Genomic DNA, 14,725 nt, shown 5'->3' with positions numbered 1-14,725 from the left:
AACCCACCTCTTATGTTCTCTCATGTGAAGTACCCTTTCTTTTTAATTATAAAACTTATTGAACTACGAACAACAAGAAAAGTCAAAGTGTTGCAACACCTTGACTTTTCTTGTTAGATCATCACCCTTTATTCGTATATACGTTGCGAAGCTGATAGTCACATTGTGAGCAATGATAAATGACGTTTTGATTGGACTGTGCGGTTAACACAGATCCTAATTCGCTTGCAGACTGACATTTTGGACAGATTACAACCGGTTGCTTCATCATCTACACCTCCATTCTTATAATGGAGTGAGGAGAGAGATTTCATACGGTTAATATATATAGTCTTTTGCTAAATCAGACTGAATAACATCCTTATAAGCTAAGCCGTGATCGCTTAATAGCGCTTTTATTTTTTGAACAAAAGCAGGAGAACTCTTGGGTGATACGTATACCTCTGTAAGTAAATGAGCAAGGTCACAGCGTACAAGATTTCCGTGCAGATGCGAAAATGCAAAAGATCTTTCTTTTAAAGCGTCCATACGCGCTTGCCATTCGCTAGCATAGATTTCTTCTTTAATAAATAGCTGTTGGCTCTTCCATGCATCAATGCGACTTGCGATAATAAGCAACCGCAGTTCGTTTTCATAGCTGTACGATTTTCGCTTATAAAAAAGCGTATCAAAGATATTTTCACTCACTTGCTTTTTAGCAAAATCAATGTACTGAACTTTACGCGCAAAAACTTTATAGCGTAAATCCTTAATACTTCCTAATAATCGGTCGTATGTCGTGCGAATGGCGATGCCATCTTGAGATTTCAAAAACAAATCCCACATCCCTGCTGACTCATGCTCATTTATATGCCAAGAGGACAATGCAGAAAATTCATAGACCTTTTCAAGATAGCTTTTTAAATCTTCAGTGGTTGCAAACATAGATTTATCAACATCGCGCATATTCCACATCATGTAATTCGTAGAAAGAGGATCTAGAAACGCAGTGGGCTTTGTGAAAAATAGTGATTTTGTAGATAGCAAGGACTCAAAATGATCTGCGTTCATATAGCGCCAAACAGTTGGATTGTCGTTAATCTTGTACTGCTCATCATAATAGTCATAGCTTGATTCAAAGCCCATCGCATGGTGCGCGGCTTTGTCTTTATAACCTAGATCCATTCATTTCACCTGCTTTACTATAATCATCGATATTTACATTATAGCACCATATCAGGATATTTTTTCAAAATCAAACAAAATTATAGGTGTCTTGACATAATAACATAGTCAACGCCGCCCTTTTGAAACGTATCATTAGAAGGCGTTAAACCAAATCTTTTATAGTAGGTGGTCTTGTTCTTTCTGGCGTTGCACCAAATTATTTTTGTATTCATCTCTTTCGCTTCATTTATGACGTAATTTAGTAAAGTCGTACCGTAGCCTTTTCCTTGACGACTTGTATCAGTTGCAAATTTACGAAACTGAGCTGTATCACCTTGGACAAAGAGTGAAATTACTGAACAAAGCTCATTATGATCAAATAGCCCGTAATGAATTCCTTCATGATCGTTGTCTATTTTCACATACTCAATATTCTTATCCGGCCACATTACGCTTTGCCTAAGTTGCCACGTGTCTTCTTTTGAAATTTGACGAACATTCAATTGGTTCCCATCCTTTCTTGATGAAAAAAAGTGCTTATAAAAGCACTTTTTACACAACATATTTTAGGTATTTACTTTCCATTTTAGTCAATACGTATACTACTCTTTTACCTTAGTAAGCTATGTTCGTTTTAACAACTAGGAATGAATGAAATGATAACTTGCTTTTTCAAGCGTTTCTTTAAACATCTTTAAGTCTTCTGTTGTATAGATAGGCTGTTGTTTTAACTGTTCAGTGAAAAAGACAGATAGGTCATCTTTAGTAGAAAAGCAAAGTGAATGGTTTTGTGAGTAGTTTTTTACACTCGTATTATAATCACCGTTAAAATAAACGATTGGTGTTACTACAGGTATATCGCGACGTAATTTTTGCAAGTAAGACTTTAAGCTAGCCGCGTGTTGCTGGACTTCTTTTCCAGGATGAGGCTTACTCATTACTTTAATCTCACTTTCACTTGTTTTCGTAAATACAAAGGTTTGCTCTTCGGTTCGTGCTACCCGAGTGGATAGTGAATCGACTAAAAATGACAGCTCATGAATCTGGTCTTTTCGAATACCATAAAGAATATCTCCGCTCCAGTTCTTCACTTCAATCAAATAAATACCAGTTTTCATTAAAACAACGTGGTCAATTTGTCGAATAAATAGCTGTTCGTTCATGTAATAAGGCATAAAAACGTTTCCCATAATAATCATGTCATCAGCTGTAATCTTATTTTTATGAATTAAGTTTGTTTGTAATGTCGTTAACGTTTTATGAATAACAATTTCACCTTTATTTTTCGAAAAAGCTTCCAAGCTTTTTATATACTTTGTCGATTTAATTAACTGAGCCGTATGTTTTTCTCGTAAATCTCTGATAATATTTTTGTAGTGCTCTTCTTTCTCTGTTAAATCAGCTTGTTTCTTCTGTTTGTATTCTTCTTCACAAGCAGCGATGGAAACAGCCGCTTCCTTTTGTGCTAGCTCCAGCTGGGTAACATACTTCTCTTCGACTTGTACATTTCGGCGATAAAGGTAAATACAAGTCGTTATTAACCCTAGAATTAAGATTGTGCCAATAATATAAACAATGTACATACCTCTCCTCCTTATGTCTATTATAGAATTTTTTTCCGTCTATAAAAAGAGATTCAAAAAAAATGAACCTAAACACCTACTCTAAAGCGCTATTATAAGCGAAAAAGAGCTTAAAGATAAGCCCTTTTTCTACTTTTTTATGAAGGAATCCTAATTTGTTGCCCAATTTGAAGCGCTGATGGGTCAATGCCCGGATTTACTGCTTGAATTTGTTGAACCGTTACGTTATACATCCCTGCGATTTTATACAGTGTATCTCCTGCTTTTACTATATATGTGCGCACAGGAACATAGATTTGTTGCCCAATTTGTAGAGTAGTTGGGTTAACACCAGGATTGGCATTTTGCAGTGCTTCAACAGTAATGTTATACATAGTTGCAATTTTATAGAATGTATCCCCTGCTTGAATTGTATAAACTGTTGATTGGCGAACTGGTAAATTTAAATACACTGCAATACCTCTTGCGTATGCATTTGCCATCGCTTGTAAGAAAGCTTCATTTTTTAAAAGATTTGCATCCTTCGTTGTGTCAATAAACGCAATTTCAGTTAAAACAGCTGGCATATTCGTTAAGCGTAAAACCGCAAAGTTTGCTGCTTTTTTACCTCGATTTGTATGGTTGTAAGCTGATAATATAGGAACTACCTGCTCATGAACGCGATTGCGATAGTTAATAGTTGCTGAGCTGACGGATCCATTGTAAATGTAATCCTCATAACCTGTACCACCACCAGCGTTTACGTGAATAGACATGAATACATCGGCTCCCCAAGCATTCGCTTTAGAAGCGCGTTCTGACAAACTTAAAAACGTATCCGTTGTACGCGTAGTTTGGAGCGTAAAATCAGCGAAGTTTGCGTTTAAAAAGCTAATCATGTATTGCTGAAGCTTTAAAACAAGATTTTTTTCTAATAAGCCATTACCGACTGCACCTGAGTCCGTGCCGCCATGGCCGGCATCAAGATAAATCTTTTTCATATGACTTGTCTCTCCCTTCTCTATTAGCTTATGAGAAATGGAAGATTTGGTAACGGATACAAGCCTATAGACTATTTTTTTCGATACATATTTACGGCATCTATCTTGATTGTTTGATTGATGCAGAACTTTTCTTCGTGACTCCAGTATTTTTACCTACAATGACTGCTATTACTACAACCACAGCCGTTACAATTGTAAAGAATGTAATAGATTCGTTCAAAAAGAGCGCTGCAAAAACAATCATCAGAAACGGCTGTAGATATTGAATTTGACTTATTTTTAAAATGCCGCCCATCGCCATTCCGCTGTACCAAGCTACATAGGCTAGAAACTGACTGACAAAGAGCCGATTAAGCTTGAAATCCAAAACGTAAGCGAAGGAGCTTCATTTGCTCTAATGATCGCAAAGCCTGCTGTGGCTAAGGGTAAAAGTGCTAATTCTACAGCTCCGTGAGATACAGGTAGAGTTTTCATTGCCCAGCTCGTAAGTAAAGGAAACGCCAAAACAGTACCAAGCGATAGATCTATATAAAGAAGAACTATTTACTTATTCTGAACAGCAAGGTCTTTATTCACTACGAGTTCAGCTTGTGAACTATTTGCAAACTCTACAGGTTTTTACCAATCCAGACAAATTATTTATTGTATCTGGCTCTCAGCAAGCTCTTAATCTATTAGTCTCAATGCCTTTCCCAAATGGAAAAAGCAATATTCTCATTAAGCAGCCCACGTATTTTGGCTTTATTGAATCCGCTACCCTGCATCAAGCTGCTACTTTTGGTATTGAGCTAGCCATGGAAGGAATTTACCTTGAGCGTCTAGAGTATATATTTCGAAACAATGATATTAAATTTTTCTATATTGTACCGAGATTTCAAAATCCCCTTGGACATAGCTATACTAATGTAGTAGAAAATATCGTGTTACGCCTCAAAACTTTTTGCGGTTTTAAAACAAAAAAAGAGCTCATCTTTAAAATATAAAGGCGATGAACTCTTTTTTATTTTAAATTAACTTTACGATCCAGTATACACACTGTCACACGTATTCGGCTGCGGCTCGTAGTAGCAGTGGTTTTTATATTGACCTGCAAATGGCTGGCCGTACCAAGTTGGAGGACACGGACCGTATGGGTTAAAATACCAAAGCGCATATTTTGCAGGATACTCACGCCAAAAATCAAGCGTTTTCTTGGCTAATCTTTTCTCTGTACTTCTTGCTCGTTGATAAAAAGCATTCCCTTTTTGAACAGCTTCAAAGGAATAGTTACCTCCTTGCACTTGATAAATAACCTGCGGAATTGTTCGTAGACCTTTAAAGTCAAGGCAATTCGCTTTTACTCGGTTTACAATGACATTTCCAACGTATAACATTCCTTGCTGTCCTTCACCTTCTGCTTCCGCTCGCATCATTCTAGCCATTAATGCAACGTCTGAATCCTTATACTGAACTCTTGGCATAGTCTCACCTCAATCTATAGTATGAAAAAAATGCCAAAATTGATGTTAGCGGACAAGAAAATTGATTTATTTACAAAAAACCACCGTCAGAGTGAATAATTTGTCCGGTAATCCACGCTGCGTCATTACTAGCTAGAAAGGCAATAAGTTTTGCTGCGTCAGTAGGCGCGCCAATCCTTCCCATTGGAAAGCGAGGTAGTAAAGTTCGCTTTAACTCTTCATTCATCCAGCCTGTATCGGTTGGACCAGGGTCTACAGCATTTACCGTAATATTTAAAGAAGCAAGTTCAATCGCGATTGATTTTGTAAATGTAGATACTGCACCTTTTGTTGCGATATATGCAAGGTTTCCTGGTTCAGGTGATTTATCTTGTCCGGATACCATATTAATGACTCGCCCACTATGTTTGCCATCCAATCGCCGCGCAAATTCAGCGGTTAAAAGACAGGTGGCTCGAACGTTCACTGCATAGTGATTATCAAGAACTTCTGCATTTAGATTCCGGAAGTCTACGTCAATGGAATGAGTGGCATTATTCACCAAAATAGAAGGTGTCCCAAGTCGCTTTTGAACTTCTTCAAGAAGCTGTGCTGGTGCATCAGGTTTAGATAAATCAAGTGCCAGCGCTTCGCATCTTACGCCATATTTTTTAATTTCGGTTACTAACTCTTTTGACCAACTTGTATCTTCTTCTTCAAAATAGTCCATTTGTCGATCATAAGGAGACCAGTGAGTAAAGAAGATATCTGCCCCCACTTTGGCTAGCTCTATACAAATGGCTGAGCCTATCCCTTTGCTTCGACTTGCTCCTGTTATAACAGCAATTTTGTTTGTTAATTTAGACATATTTGCATCTCCTTGCGGACGCGCCAACCAACGTACGATTGGAGATATGGACTAACAAAAAAAGCAGATGCTAATAGGCACCCGCTCTTTTGTCTTCTCATACATAAGCTTAGGCGTATCCTATAATGGTAACAATGAAAAACAACCCTTTCGTAAAAAAAGGGAATTTGTCTATTCATTTTGTTAATTAACCATTATTGAATGCCAGCCATCTGCATTATGCTCCTTCCATATATCTCCATGATAATTCCATCATAACCCAATATTTAGAAGAAGTAAATATCTTTTATTGCCCTAAGCGTCAAGCGCTCTTTCAAGAAGGGCTTTGTCTAAAAACGGACTTGCTTTCCCTACGCTGTATAGGTGAAGATCATGCATGACTCTTGTGCAAGCTGTGTAAAAAGTACGGCGTAAACTTTCTTCAGCGTAGACTTTCTCTGATGCGTTGTAGATGATAACGGCATCAAATTCAATTCCTTTTGATAAGTACGCAGGAACCACTACTACTCCTTGCTCATACTCAAGAGAGTTGCTTTTTAACAACTTCAGATCTTTAATGCTAGCTAAAGATAAGTACGCAGATGCGCTTTCTTCTGCAGACTTGCAGATAATCGCAATACTGTGATAACCCTCACTCTTGAATTCATCAACCTTTGACGCAATTGCTTGGTGGAGTTCATCATAATCTGGCAGCTGTGTAAGAGCAGGGCGTTTCCCTTCACGCTCAAACGGAACAATGCCTTCTCCGTTAGGCACAAGCCTTCTTGTCAATTCAATGATGGGTTTTGTGGATCGATAACTTCTCGTAATGTTGATCAGTTCCGTTTGTTCTACGCCGTAGAGGTGCGTTAACATCTTAAAATCGGTATTTTCATCTGCATGAGCAAAAATAGCCTGGTTGAAATCACCAAGTACCGTCATTCGTGCAGCTGGAAATAAACGCTTCAAAAACTCAAACTGAAACGGAGAATAGTCCTGCGCTTCATCAATGACGATATGCTTAATAGCGCTATTTATTTGAAAGCCTTCAATAATTTCTTTTAAAAGTAAAAATGGCGTAGCATCTTCATAAAAAAGCTTATCTTTCTCTAATGCATCGACTGTAATTCCGCAAATGTCAGACCAGTCATCAGGCACCTTGCCTTTTAAGTGTTTCGTTATTTCAAGAGAATTTGTGAAAAGTTGTTTGTATATGCCAATAAAATCAATAAACTGTAGCTCTTTAATTTTGCTTCGAAGCGGTTTTAGCTTTTGACGCACAATCAGCCTTGCAAGCGCTTGTGGCTCCATATCATAATCAGCGGTGTCTTCTCTCTTAAACCCGCGTTTTTTAGCTAAATACGCATGTGCTTTATGATAGTCTTCATTGCTTAGAAGCTCAATTTCGTCTTGAACCCACGGCTTTTTACTTTCTGTTTTTTGAAAGTCAGCTAACTTCTTCAATAACCAATCTCGTAACTTTTCAAGTCGGTTATGAAAACGGAGAGAGGTATCAAAGTTGTAAAATCGTTCTACTATTTCTCCTGCTGTTACAACAGCTTTTCCTCTAAACACCGCGTCGTTAAACAGCATTCCTTCTGATTCAAGCGACTTTCTGTAAGTTTGAACAGCTTCAAAAAAGCGTGTAGATGCTTTGAAACGTATGCCTGCAAGCCTCGCTTGATAGAAAGATGTCTTTTTAGCTGTTAAAACATATTCTAACTGTTCATACGGCGTTTCTACTTGAAATGCTTTACTTAAGCGGTGGTCTAAATACTCTTGAAACGTCACTTGCTGCATATTTTCTTCTCCAAGCTCTGGTAGTACGTTTGAAACATAGCTACTGAACATAGAGTTAGGTGAAAACAGAATAATTTGATCCGCATTGATGTGGTCTCGGTATTTATACAATAAATACGCAATTCGCTGCAGAGCTGCCGAGGTTTTTCCGCTTCCAGCTGTCCCGTGAACAATCAATAATCGTCCTTTATCGTGGCGAATGATTTTATTTTGTTCTTTTTGAATTGTCGCAACGATACTATGCATTTGCTTATCTGTACCTTTACCTAAAACCTGCTGTAAGATTTCATCTCCAATCGTCAAACTTGTATCAAACATGGACTGAATCACCCCGTTACGAATAAGGTACTGCCATTTCTTTTCAAGCACACCTTGAATCATACCGCCTGGAGTCATATAATGAGCCGGCCCAGGCTGATAATCATAATAGACGCTGGAAACAGGCGCTCGCCAATCGTAAACCAAAAAATCATCTCCGGTTTGGTCATTAAGAGCAGCAATTCCAATATAAATGCTTTCAGGAGCTGAATCTCCTTCTTCTGTAAAATCAATACGACCGAAATAAGGAAGTTCTTTCATCCGATGCAACGTGGATAATCGCTTAGAGGAATGTTTATGTGTACTTTGAGTTACTGATAGTGCCTGAGCTTCCTGACGTAACCCAATAATCGTTTCAAGGTAATCATCAAACGTATCCGTATTTACCTTAACCTCATCCCAAAAGTGCTTGCGAATATGAATGACTTCTTCTTTACGCTTTGTCGTCTCTTCTTCTAGCTTATTTATTTCTTCATTAATTCTTTCCGTAACGTCGTCTACGCGCTTTTGTTCCTGCTGAAGTTCCGAACCCATCGCAAACACCCCTTAAAAAATAGTTGACTAGCGCATCATTTCTATATTATAATTATAGTAGGGAAAATTATAATCGATAACAAATATAGATACGCATCTATACTAATTTATCATGAAATTGTTTTGTTTTCAAGATGTTCAGCAGAAATATAAATCCAAGGATGAGGGTATTGTATTACCTTCATCCTTTTTTAATGCTTTTTTGAGATAAGCAGAAGCCGTGGTTATGAAGAAGCTATGCTATCATTCTTGATTGGAGTTGGTGCAATTCCGCACCTCTACGGTAAATTGTTAGTTGTTGGAATCTCTTCTTCCGCTGTTTGTTTATTTGTGATAAAATTCACCAAATGTATATAATGATAATCTAGTAAGCTTACGGCAGAAAGGAGAAACTAGATGAAGTTCGTTCTCATATTCGGCCCACAGGCGTTGAGCTTCTTGCTCCTTTGTTTCAATTCAACGAAGAAATGTGGAGATTAGTAGATTTGTTCCGTAAAGAAATCTTTGAAGCTGTTGCAAAAAGTGACGCAGAAGGTATAATTTTCACTTATGTATGGGCGTTTGATATGCAAAGCGATTGGGATTTTGTTAAAGAAGTATGCGACATTTTTGAATCAAAATGCGGTACGATATATTTTGTGGAGCTAGAAGCGGATCTCAACGAAAGAATTGACCGAAACAAAACGTCAAATAGACTGCAGCATAAGCCAACAAAAAGAAACGTAGAATGTGTATATATGTTAATTGTTCCTTAGTTAGCATTCCCTCTAACTTTTTAAAAATGAGCGGAATTAATCTTTCACTTTCAATTACTAACGTATGTCTTTCTTGTTCTACACCTGAAACAATATACGACACTAGATTGTCCAAGTAATTTCTTTTATCGTTAATATTATAATAAATATGAACGCTTTCGTTGTTCTCTATTAATTGAGAAAACTGATTTTTCAATTGTGGACGCTCCCTTATATAAGATCAACCCACATTTTAAGATTCTTAAAATAGTAAATTGTCTATTCGTTAGAGTCATTCTACGCTTTGAATGCTTGTCTGTAAAGCTATACTATCCCCCCTTCAAGCTAAGTTAACTGCTGTTAGCAAAATACTCCTTGTGAGCATATATACACTAAAAAAGGTATTTTTCTCTATATTAATATGTTAAGATAAACAAGCACAAAGCAGTCTATTTTAAATTTAATAAAGTGAAAACTGCATGCACAATAATTTAAGAGCAGAAAAAGCCCTTTAAATCCAGGGCTTTTTTCTTTATAAGATAATAACGACTTTACTGTTTACAACATGAAAGATCGATGATGGCCATCACTTGTATAAGGAGATAATAAACGATGCATAGAAATCACAAATTATATCATTTTTTAGTTGAACGCACATGGTCTTTGACTGAAAACTGGTATGAATCATTAGACAAAGAAAATTCATTAGGTGTATATGCTTCAAATGATCCACTCGTAATTGATAAAGTAAAACAGCAAAACCATGAATTTCATGTTCGATTTTGTAAAGTCTTTGATAATAACGAGTCAAGTGAACAGTTTTCCATTCACTTCGATGAATGGATTAATTCAATTTCAAAAGATGAAGAACATTTAAACACGCCAATCGACGTCATTTTACATGAGTTTTTCGTTACGCAAAATCAGTATTTGGATTTAATTGAAGAATTTGTTCGGACAAGTAGTGAAACGTATTCACAAGAAACAATCAATAGGTGGAATCGTGTTGTGATTAAAAACTTTAATTACGTCATGACTGTATTCACTAGAGAATACCATGCGCATTCTCAGCTACGATTGAAGGCTCAGCAAGAACTGATTATAGAACTGAGCTCACCTATCATCTCATTAAGTTCAAGCTTAGCCTTACTTCCTATTGTAGGTGAGATTGACACAGACCGCGCTAGGTTTATTCTTGAGAACACTTTAAATCAATGTGTAGATAAGGGGATTCGTCACCTTTTGCTTGATTTATCCGGAGTAGTCATTATTGATACAATGGTGGCTCATCAAATCTTTCAATTAATTGAATCATTAAGCTTAATAGGTGTAAAAGCTACATTATCAGGTATTCGACCTGAAATTGCACAAACTGCTATTCAAATCGGGATTGATTTCAGTAAAATCTCAATTGTCTCTAGCCTTGAACAAGCAATTGCGACATCTAAAACCTATTAATCTATAAGTTTTTGTTAATACTGTACTTGTCCAGAAAAGATTCCTTTCGAGGTAAATCTTTTCTGGACGAAGTTATTTCAAATTAGGACTAAAGGTTTTCAATTTGTTTCAGCTCTATCCCGTTTGAACCACCTTCTCTTTTATAATGTTGAGCTAAAGCAGCGTCCATCATTTGTCTTTTAGAACTAGACATTTATTTGCTCCTCTTATTGGGTGATAATTAAGATAAAGAAATTTGATTAGCGTAACCTATGTATTATTCATCTCATATCCAGGTAATCACCGCAATTATCTGTTTTTAGCTATGTGTAATACAGGCTTCATAAAGCTTAAAGGTATTTTAATTAAATGGTGTCCATGAAACTATACTAACTCCAAGGAAGCCCCAGAACGATTAAATTAGTTCTGGAGCTTCTTTACTATACCGGATAGTGAAAATAATAAACCGTTCTTTAGATAGGCGCTTGCTCTATGTCTATTGTTTTCAGTTCTAATACTCCTTTAAGAATGTAATTGTTTTTTTAGTATCTTCATTTCCTTCTTTTGTACCATGCTCTTTATGTTCATTAAGAGATTGAAGAATTGCTTCTCTATAAGCATTTGTTTTAATTAACCAGTCACTTAAGAGCTGTTTGGTTGCTTTAAATTCCTCTTCATTTTTAACACCAAATAAACTTTGCATCTCTGGTTCCTCTAACTTGATTGACTGAAAGTTTTCACTCATAACAAGGCAGAAATAATTTTGTTGCAGGTCATAATATTTATGTTCTTCTAATAAAAAATAATCAATTTCAAATTTAACCCCATAATATGGCTTAGATGTAGTTGGAATATGAATCCCTTTAATCGTGATATTCTCTACTGAATCTATATATAGTTCCAAACCACGGGCAGTCTTAATTACTTTACTACTTAATAAATCCATACTAATTAACCCCTTAGTCGTATTAATATCCTTATAACGAGAAGGAACGTTAACAATTCTTAAACAGCTAACGTTCCTTCCATTAAATAAATCGTTTTAGGTAGAGAAATTAGCTCTTAACAGCGTTTTTCCAATCAGCTGCAAACTTTTCAATTCCCTGCTCAGTTAAAGGATGTTTCACTAGTTGTTCAATGACAGCATAAGGAATTGTTGCAATATGAGCTCCAGCAAGCGCTACACGCGTCACATGATCTGGATGTCTGACAGAAGCCGCAATAATTTGCGAATCAATGTTTTGTACGCGGAACAGCTCTGCAATTTTTGATACAAGGTGGACACCGTCTTCTGAAATATCATCTAAACGTCCTAAGAATGGAGATACATAAGTAGCACCTGCACGCGCTGCTAGAAGTGCCTGGTTCACGGTAAAGATGAGTGTTACATTTGTTTTCACGCCTTTTTTTGAAAGGTAACGTGTTGCTTCCAGGCCAGGGATTGTCATTGGAAGTTTGATTGTAATATTTTTATCTCCGCCGTTAATTTTAATTAATTCTTCTGCCTGTGCAATCATTTCTTCTGCAGTTTCAGCATCCGGTGTTACTTCTGCTGAAACTGATTCTACTTCAGGTACTATTTTTAGAATTTCTTCAATGCGATCTTCGAACTTTACGCCTTCTTTTGCCACTAAAGATGGGTTTAAAACGCCTACTTTATATGCTTTTTTAATATCTTCAATGTTTGCTGTATCAATAAAAAATTTCATAGTTGTATTCCTCCATCAAATCTTTTTTTAGCTACAAGACAATAGAGCATAAGCTTGTTTACTTTCTTTCCCCTAATATCTCTTAATTTAACCATGTAATACATTTTTAGTAAGTTGAACAACGTTTTCTGTGGTAAATTCAAATGATTGACCTCTGATCTAACGCTCGAAACATGTCACTAGATATTATTTTCTCCTATGGTCCTTATCATTCCCATCCCAGGGAGATTCTTATTTCAAATAATAGACGCTTTTTTAAAGGTCTCACCCTTCTAAAGTTGGAAAGAGATCCTTATCTAACCACCATTTAAATCCGTTTGCACTCAGTAAACGATTCGCTTCCTCAGGCCCATAAGAACCTGATTTATAAGAATAAAGAGGTAAAAGGTTTTCAGCAAAAGCTTCTAGGATTGGCTGTACCCATTTCCAAGACATCTCCACCTCATCCCAGTGAGCAAAGAAAGTAGGATCTCCACAGAAAGCATCAAAGATTAACCGTTCATAGGCTTCAGGTACGTCCTTTTGATCCAATGAAAAGTTTACTCTTACAGGTTCAATTTCTCCGTTATTTAATGGATTTTTACTGTTAAGTTGTATGGAGACCTGTTCATGCGGATTAATTTCAATAATTAGCAAATTAGGAGCCAGGTTTCTTTTTTCAGTAACATGCAAATATTTTAACGAGTTTTTAAATTCAATCACAATGCGAGTAGACTTATTTTTCATTCTTTTTCCTGTGCGAATATAAAAAGGGACTTCAGTCCAAAATGGATTATCAATCCACAATCTAGCAGCTACAAATGTATCAGTTTGTGAAGACGTGTCAATACCAGGTTCTTCTTTATATCCAACTACAGACTGTTCTTGAACTTCTCCAGCACTATACTGACCACGAATAACGTGCATACCTACTTCCTCTTTCTTTATGAGGCGAAGTGATTCCATTACTTTTTTCTTTTCATTACGAATCTCTTCTGAATTAATTCTTTTTGGTAGGTGCATAGCCGTCATCATTACGAGTTGCAACATATGATTTTGAACCATATCTCGAATTGCACCTGCTTGGTCATAATAACCAGCTCTTTCTTCTACCCCTACCGTTTCACTTGCCGTAATTTGGACATTAGCAATGTGTTCGTTATTCCATAGTGATTGAAGTATAGGATTTGCAAATTCTAAAGCTTCTAAGTTTTGAACCATAGATTTTCCAAGATAGTGATCAATACGGTAAATTTCATCTTCTTTAAATGCTTGACTTAATTTTAGGTTTAAATCTTGCGCAGATTTTAAATCATGTCCAAATGGCTTTTCGATTATCAGGCGCTTCCAACCTTTTGTAGAACCTAGCCCGCTCTCTTTAATGTTTAATGCGATAGAATCAAAAAAATCTGGTGCTACTGATAGGTAAAATATTCGATTTTCTGGAATTCCTAATTCTTTTTCACGTTGTTGAACATGATTTAATACATCTTTATAATCTTCTGGTGCTGTTGCATCCAAGCTAATATAACTGAAATAACCTATAAAATCTTCCATGCTTGAACGATTGTCTACCTTTCGTCGAGAAAAAGTTTCCACTGACTCTCTTACTAGGTTTTGAAAATCCGTATCAGACATCTCTTCTCTACCCGATCCAACAATAGAAATTGGCTGAGGCATTTTCTTATTTAAAAATAAATTATATAACGCGGGTATTATTTTTCTTTTAGCTAAATCTCCTGTAGCTCCAAATAAAACAAAAGTCATTGAGTCCATTGCCAATACTCCTTTTATTATGTAAAGTTCCTCTTGTATAACAAAGTAATTCATATACACTAAATAATTATCTAGACATTAATCATCTATATTATAAGGACATATTATTCATTGACATCAGCTTATATAGATAATGGTCATCAATTTGAGACGTTTACATATTATATTTTTTACGGTGTGGGATATTATGAACAGAAAATCACTAAATATACGTTGTTTGAAAGTGCGCGAAGAATGCTTTTTTTACATAACACACATAATAGAGTATGTTAGATATAAAAAAAGGAAATAACCATTTATAAATTGAAACAGAATCAGCTTTATAACATGACTAATTATCATGTCTAAAAAGCTATTGAGAAAAAAACAAAGTAAGCCCGAAATATAAAAAATAGCGCACCTTCACGGTACGCACGACGAACGGCCAGCTAACTGAATTT

Annotated in this window: 12 protein-coding genes and 3 pseudogenes; 3 read left to right on the top strand and 12 right to left on the bottom strand. The window is 36.2% G+C overall.

Annotated features, from left to right (window positions below; genetic code table 11):
* Nucleotides 1–121 precede the first annotated feature (121 nt).
* The 6 genes and pseudogenes from AC1UFB_RS15125 to AC1UFB_RS15100 all read right to left on the bottom strand — a co-directional run.
* A complete protein-coding gene (locus tag AC1UFB_RS15125; RefSeq protein WP_169799843.1) occupies nt 122–271 on the bottom strand; it encodes a hypothetical protein in 150 nt (49 codons plus the stop codon).
* A 47-nt stretch (nt 272–318) separates the two neighbouring features.
* Nucleotides 319–1,164 carry a DUF2971 domain-containing protein gene (locus tag AC1UFB_RS15120; protein ID WP_482589446.1) on the bottom strand — a complete coding sequence of 282 codons (846 nt, stop codon included), beginning with the start codon at nt 1,162–1,164 and terminating at the stop codon, nt 319–321.
* Nucleotides 1,165–1,244: 80 nt separating this feature from the next.
* On the bottom strand, nt 1,245–1,649 hold the full coding sequence (locus tag AC1UFB_RS15115) for a GNAT family N-acetyltransferase (RefSeq protein ID WP_025911000.1): 405 nt from the start codon (nt 1,647–1,649) through the stop codon (nt 1,245–1,247).
* A 138-nt stretch (nt 1,650–1,787) separates the two neighbouring features.
* Nucleotides 1,788–2,729, bottom strand: a complete 942-nt coding sequence (locus AC1UFB_RS15110; protein ID WP_482589445.1) for a nuclease-related domain-containing protein — start codon at nt 2,727–2,729, stop codon at nt 1,788–1,790.
* Between the two features lie 137 nt (nt 2,730–2,866).
* On the bottom strand, nt 2,867–3,709 hold the full coding sequence (locus AC1UFB_RS15105) for an N-acetylmuramoyl-L-alanine amidase (RefSeq protein WP_328101783.1): 843 nt from the start codon (nt 3,707–3,709) through the stop codon (nt 2,867–2,869).
* A 100-nt stretch (nt 3,710–3,809) separates the two neighbouring features.
* Nucleotides 3,810–4,234, bottom strand: a pseudogene (locus AC1UFB_RS15100) (EamA family transporter); the annotation flags it as partial.
* Here AC1UFB_RS15100 and AC1UFB_RS15095 point away from each other — a divergent pair.
* A pseudogene (locus AC1UFB_RS15095) lies at nt 4,225–4,644 on the top strand (aminotransferase class I/II-fold pyridoxal phosphate-dependent enzyme); the annotation flags it as partial. The pseudogenes AC1UFB_RS15100 and AC1UFB_RS15095 overlap by 10 nt on opposite strands.
* Nucleotides 4,645–4,728: 84 nt before the next feature.
* Here the strand turns inward: AC1UFB_RS15095 and AC1UFB_RS15090 are convergent.
* From AC1UFB_RS15090 to helD, 3 genes are all read right to left on the bottom strand, one after another.
* Nucleotides 4,729–5,172 carry a cell wall hydrolase gene (locus tag AC1UFB_RS15090; RefSeq protein WP_025910994.1) on the bottom strand — a complete coding sequence of 148 codons (444 nt, stop codon included), beginning with the start codon at nt 5,170–5,172 and terminating at the stop codon, nt 4,729–4,731.
* Between the two features lie 70 nt (nt 5,173–5,242).
* Nucleotides 5,243–6,019 carry an SDR family oxidoreductase gene (locus tag AC1UFB_RS15085; RefSeq protein ID WP_061785201.1) on the bottom strand — a complete coding sequence of 259 codons (777 nt, stop codon included), beginning with the start codon at nt 6,017–6,019 and terminating at the stop codon, nt 5,243–5,245.
* Between the two features lie 294 nt (nt 6,020–6,313).
* Nucleotides 6,314–8,650, bottom strand: coding sequence for an RNA polymerase recycling motor HelD (gene helD / locus AC1UFB_RS15080; protein WP_100347789.1), 2,337 nt, complete (start codon nt 8,648–8,650; stop codon nt 6,314–6,316).
* A gap of 464 nt (nt 8,651–9,114) precedes the next feature.
* Between helD and AC1UFB_RS15075 the strand changes: the two are divergent.
* Both AC1UFB_RS15075 and AC1UFB_RS15070 read left to right on the top strand, forming a co-directional pair.
* A pseudogene (locus AC1UFB_RS15075) lies at nt 9,115–9,378 on the top strand (shikimate kinase); the annotation flags it as partial.
* 618 nt (nt 9,379–9,996) lie between these two features.
* Nucleotides 9,997–10,842 (top strand): STAS domain-containing protein, encoded by an 846-nt coding sequence (locus tag AC1UFB_RS15070; protein WP_100347790.1) that lies wholly within the window; start codon nt 9,997–9,999, stop codon nt 10,840–10,842.
* 490 nt (nt 10,843–11,332) lie between these two features.
* On the opposite strand, the gene AC1UFB_RS15065 is transcribed toward AC1UFB_RS15070, so the two are convergent.
* From AC1UFB_RS15065 to zwf, 3 genes are all read right to left on the bottom strand, one after another.
* A complete protein-coding gene (locus AC1UFB_RS15065; RefSeq protein ID WP_482589444.1) occupies nt 11,333–11,767 on the bottom strand; it encodes a hypothetical protein in 435 nt (144 codons plus the stop codon).
* Nucleotides 11,768–11,876: 109 nt separating this feature from the next.
* Nucleotides 11,877–12,530 carry a fructose-6-phosphate aldolase gene (gene fsa, locus AC1UFB_RS15060; RefSeq protein ID WP_482589443.1) on the bottom strand — a complete coding sequence of 218 codons (654 nt, stop codon included), beginning with the start codon at nt 12,528–12,530 and terminating at the stop codon, nt 11,877–11,879.
* A 264-nt stretch (nt 12,531–12,794) separates the two neighbouring features.
* Complete coding sequence (gene zwf / locus AC1UFB_RS15055) at nt 12,795–14,285, bottom strand: glucose-6-phosphate dehydrogenase (RefSeq protein WP_062686330.1); 1,491 nt, start codon at nt 14,283–14,285, stop codon at nt 12,795–12,797.
* Nucleotides 14,286–14,725: the final 440 nt, after the last annotated feature.

This window comes from Priestia sp. KCTC 13724 (genome assembly GCF_056820425.1).
This window is presented reverse-complemented; position numbering and strand designations above follow the sequence as displayed.

What these genes read in the sequence shown, in the direction of transcription:
- AC1UFB_RS15125 (WP_169799843.1), bottom strand. Translation starts at nt 271, where the DNA reads ATGATGAAGCAACCGGTTGTAATCTGTCCAAAATGTCAGTCTGCAAGC.
- AC1UFB_RS15120 (WP_482589446.1), bottom strand. Translation starts at nt 1,164, where the DNA reads ATGGATCTAGGTTATAAAGACAAAGCCGCGCACCATGCGATGGGCTTT.
- AC1UFB_RS15110 (WP_482589445.1), bottom strand. Translation starts at nt 2,729, where the DNA reads ATGTACATTGTTTATATTATTGGCACAATCTTAATTCTAGGGTTAATA.
- AC1UFB_RS15105 (WP_328101783.1), bottom strand. Translation starts at nt 3,709, where the DNA reads ATGAAAAAGATTTATCTTGATGCCGGCCATGGCGGCACGGACTCAGGT.
- AC1UFB_RS15090 (WP_025910994.1), bottom strand. Translation starts at nt 5,172, where the DNA reads ATGCCAAGAGTTCAGTATAAGGATTCAGACGTTGCATTAATGGCTAGA.
- AC1UFB_RS15085 (WP_061785201.1), bottom strand. Translation starts at nt 6,019, where the DNA reads ATGTCTAAATTAACAAACAAAATTGCTGTTATAACAGGAGCAAGTCGA.
- helD (WP_100347789.1), bottom strand. Translation starts at nt 8,650, where the DNA reads ATGGGTTCGGAACTTCAGCAGGAACAAAAGCGCGTAGACGACGTTACG.
- AC1UFB_RS15070 (WP_100347790.1), top strand. Translation starts at nt 9,997, where the DNA reads ATGCATAGAAATCACAAATTATATCATTTTTTAGTTGAACGCACATGG.
- AC1UFB_RS15065 (WP_482589444.1), bottom strand. Translation starts at nt 11,767, where the DNA reads ATGGATTTATTAAGTAGTAAAGTAATTAAGACTGCCCGTGGTTTGGAA.
- fsa (WP_482589443.1), bottom strand. Translation starts at nt 12,530, where the DNA reads ATGAAATTTTTTATTGATACAGCAAACATTGAAGATATTAAAAAAGCA.
- zwf (WP_062686330.1), bottom strand. Translation starts at nt 14,285, where the DNA reads ATGGACTCAATGACTTTTGTTTTATTTGGAGCTACAGGAGATTTAGCT.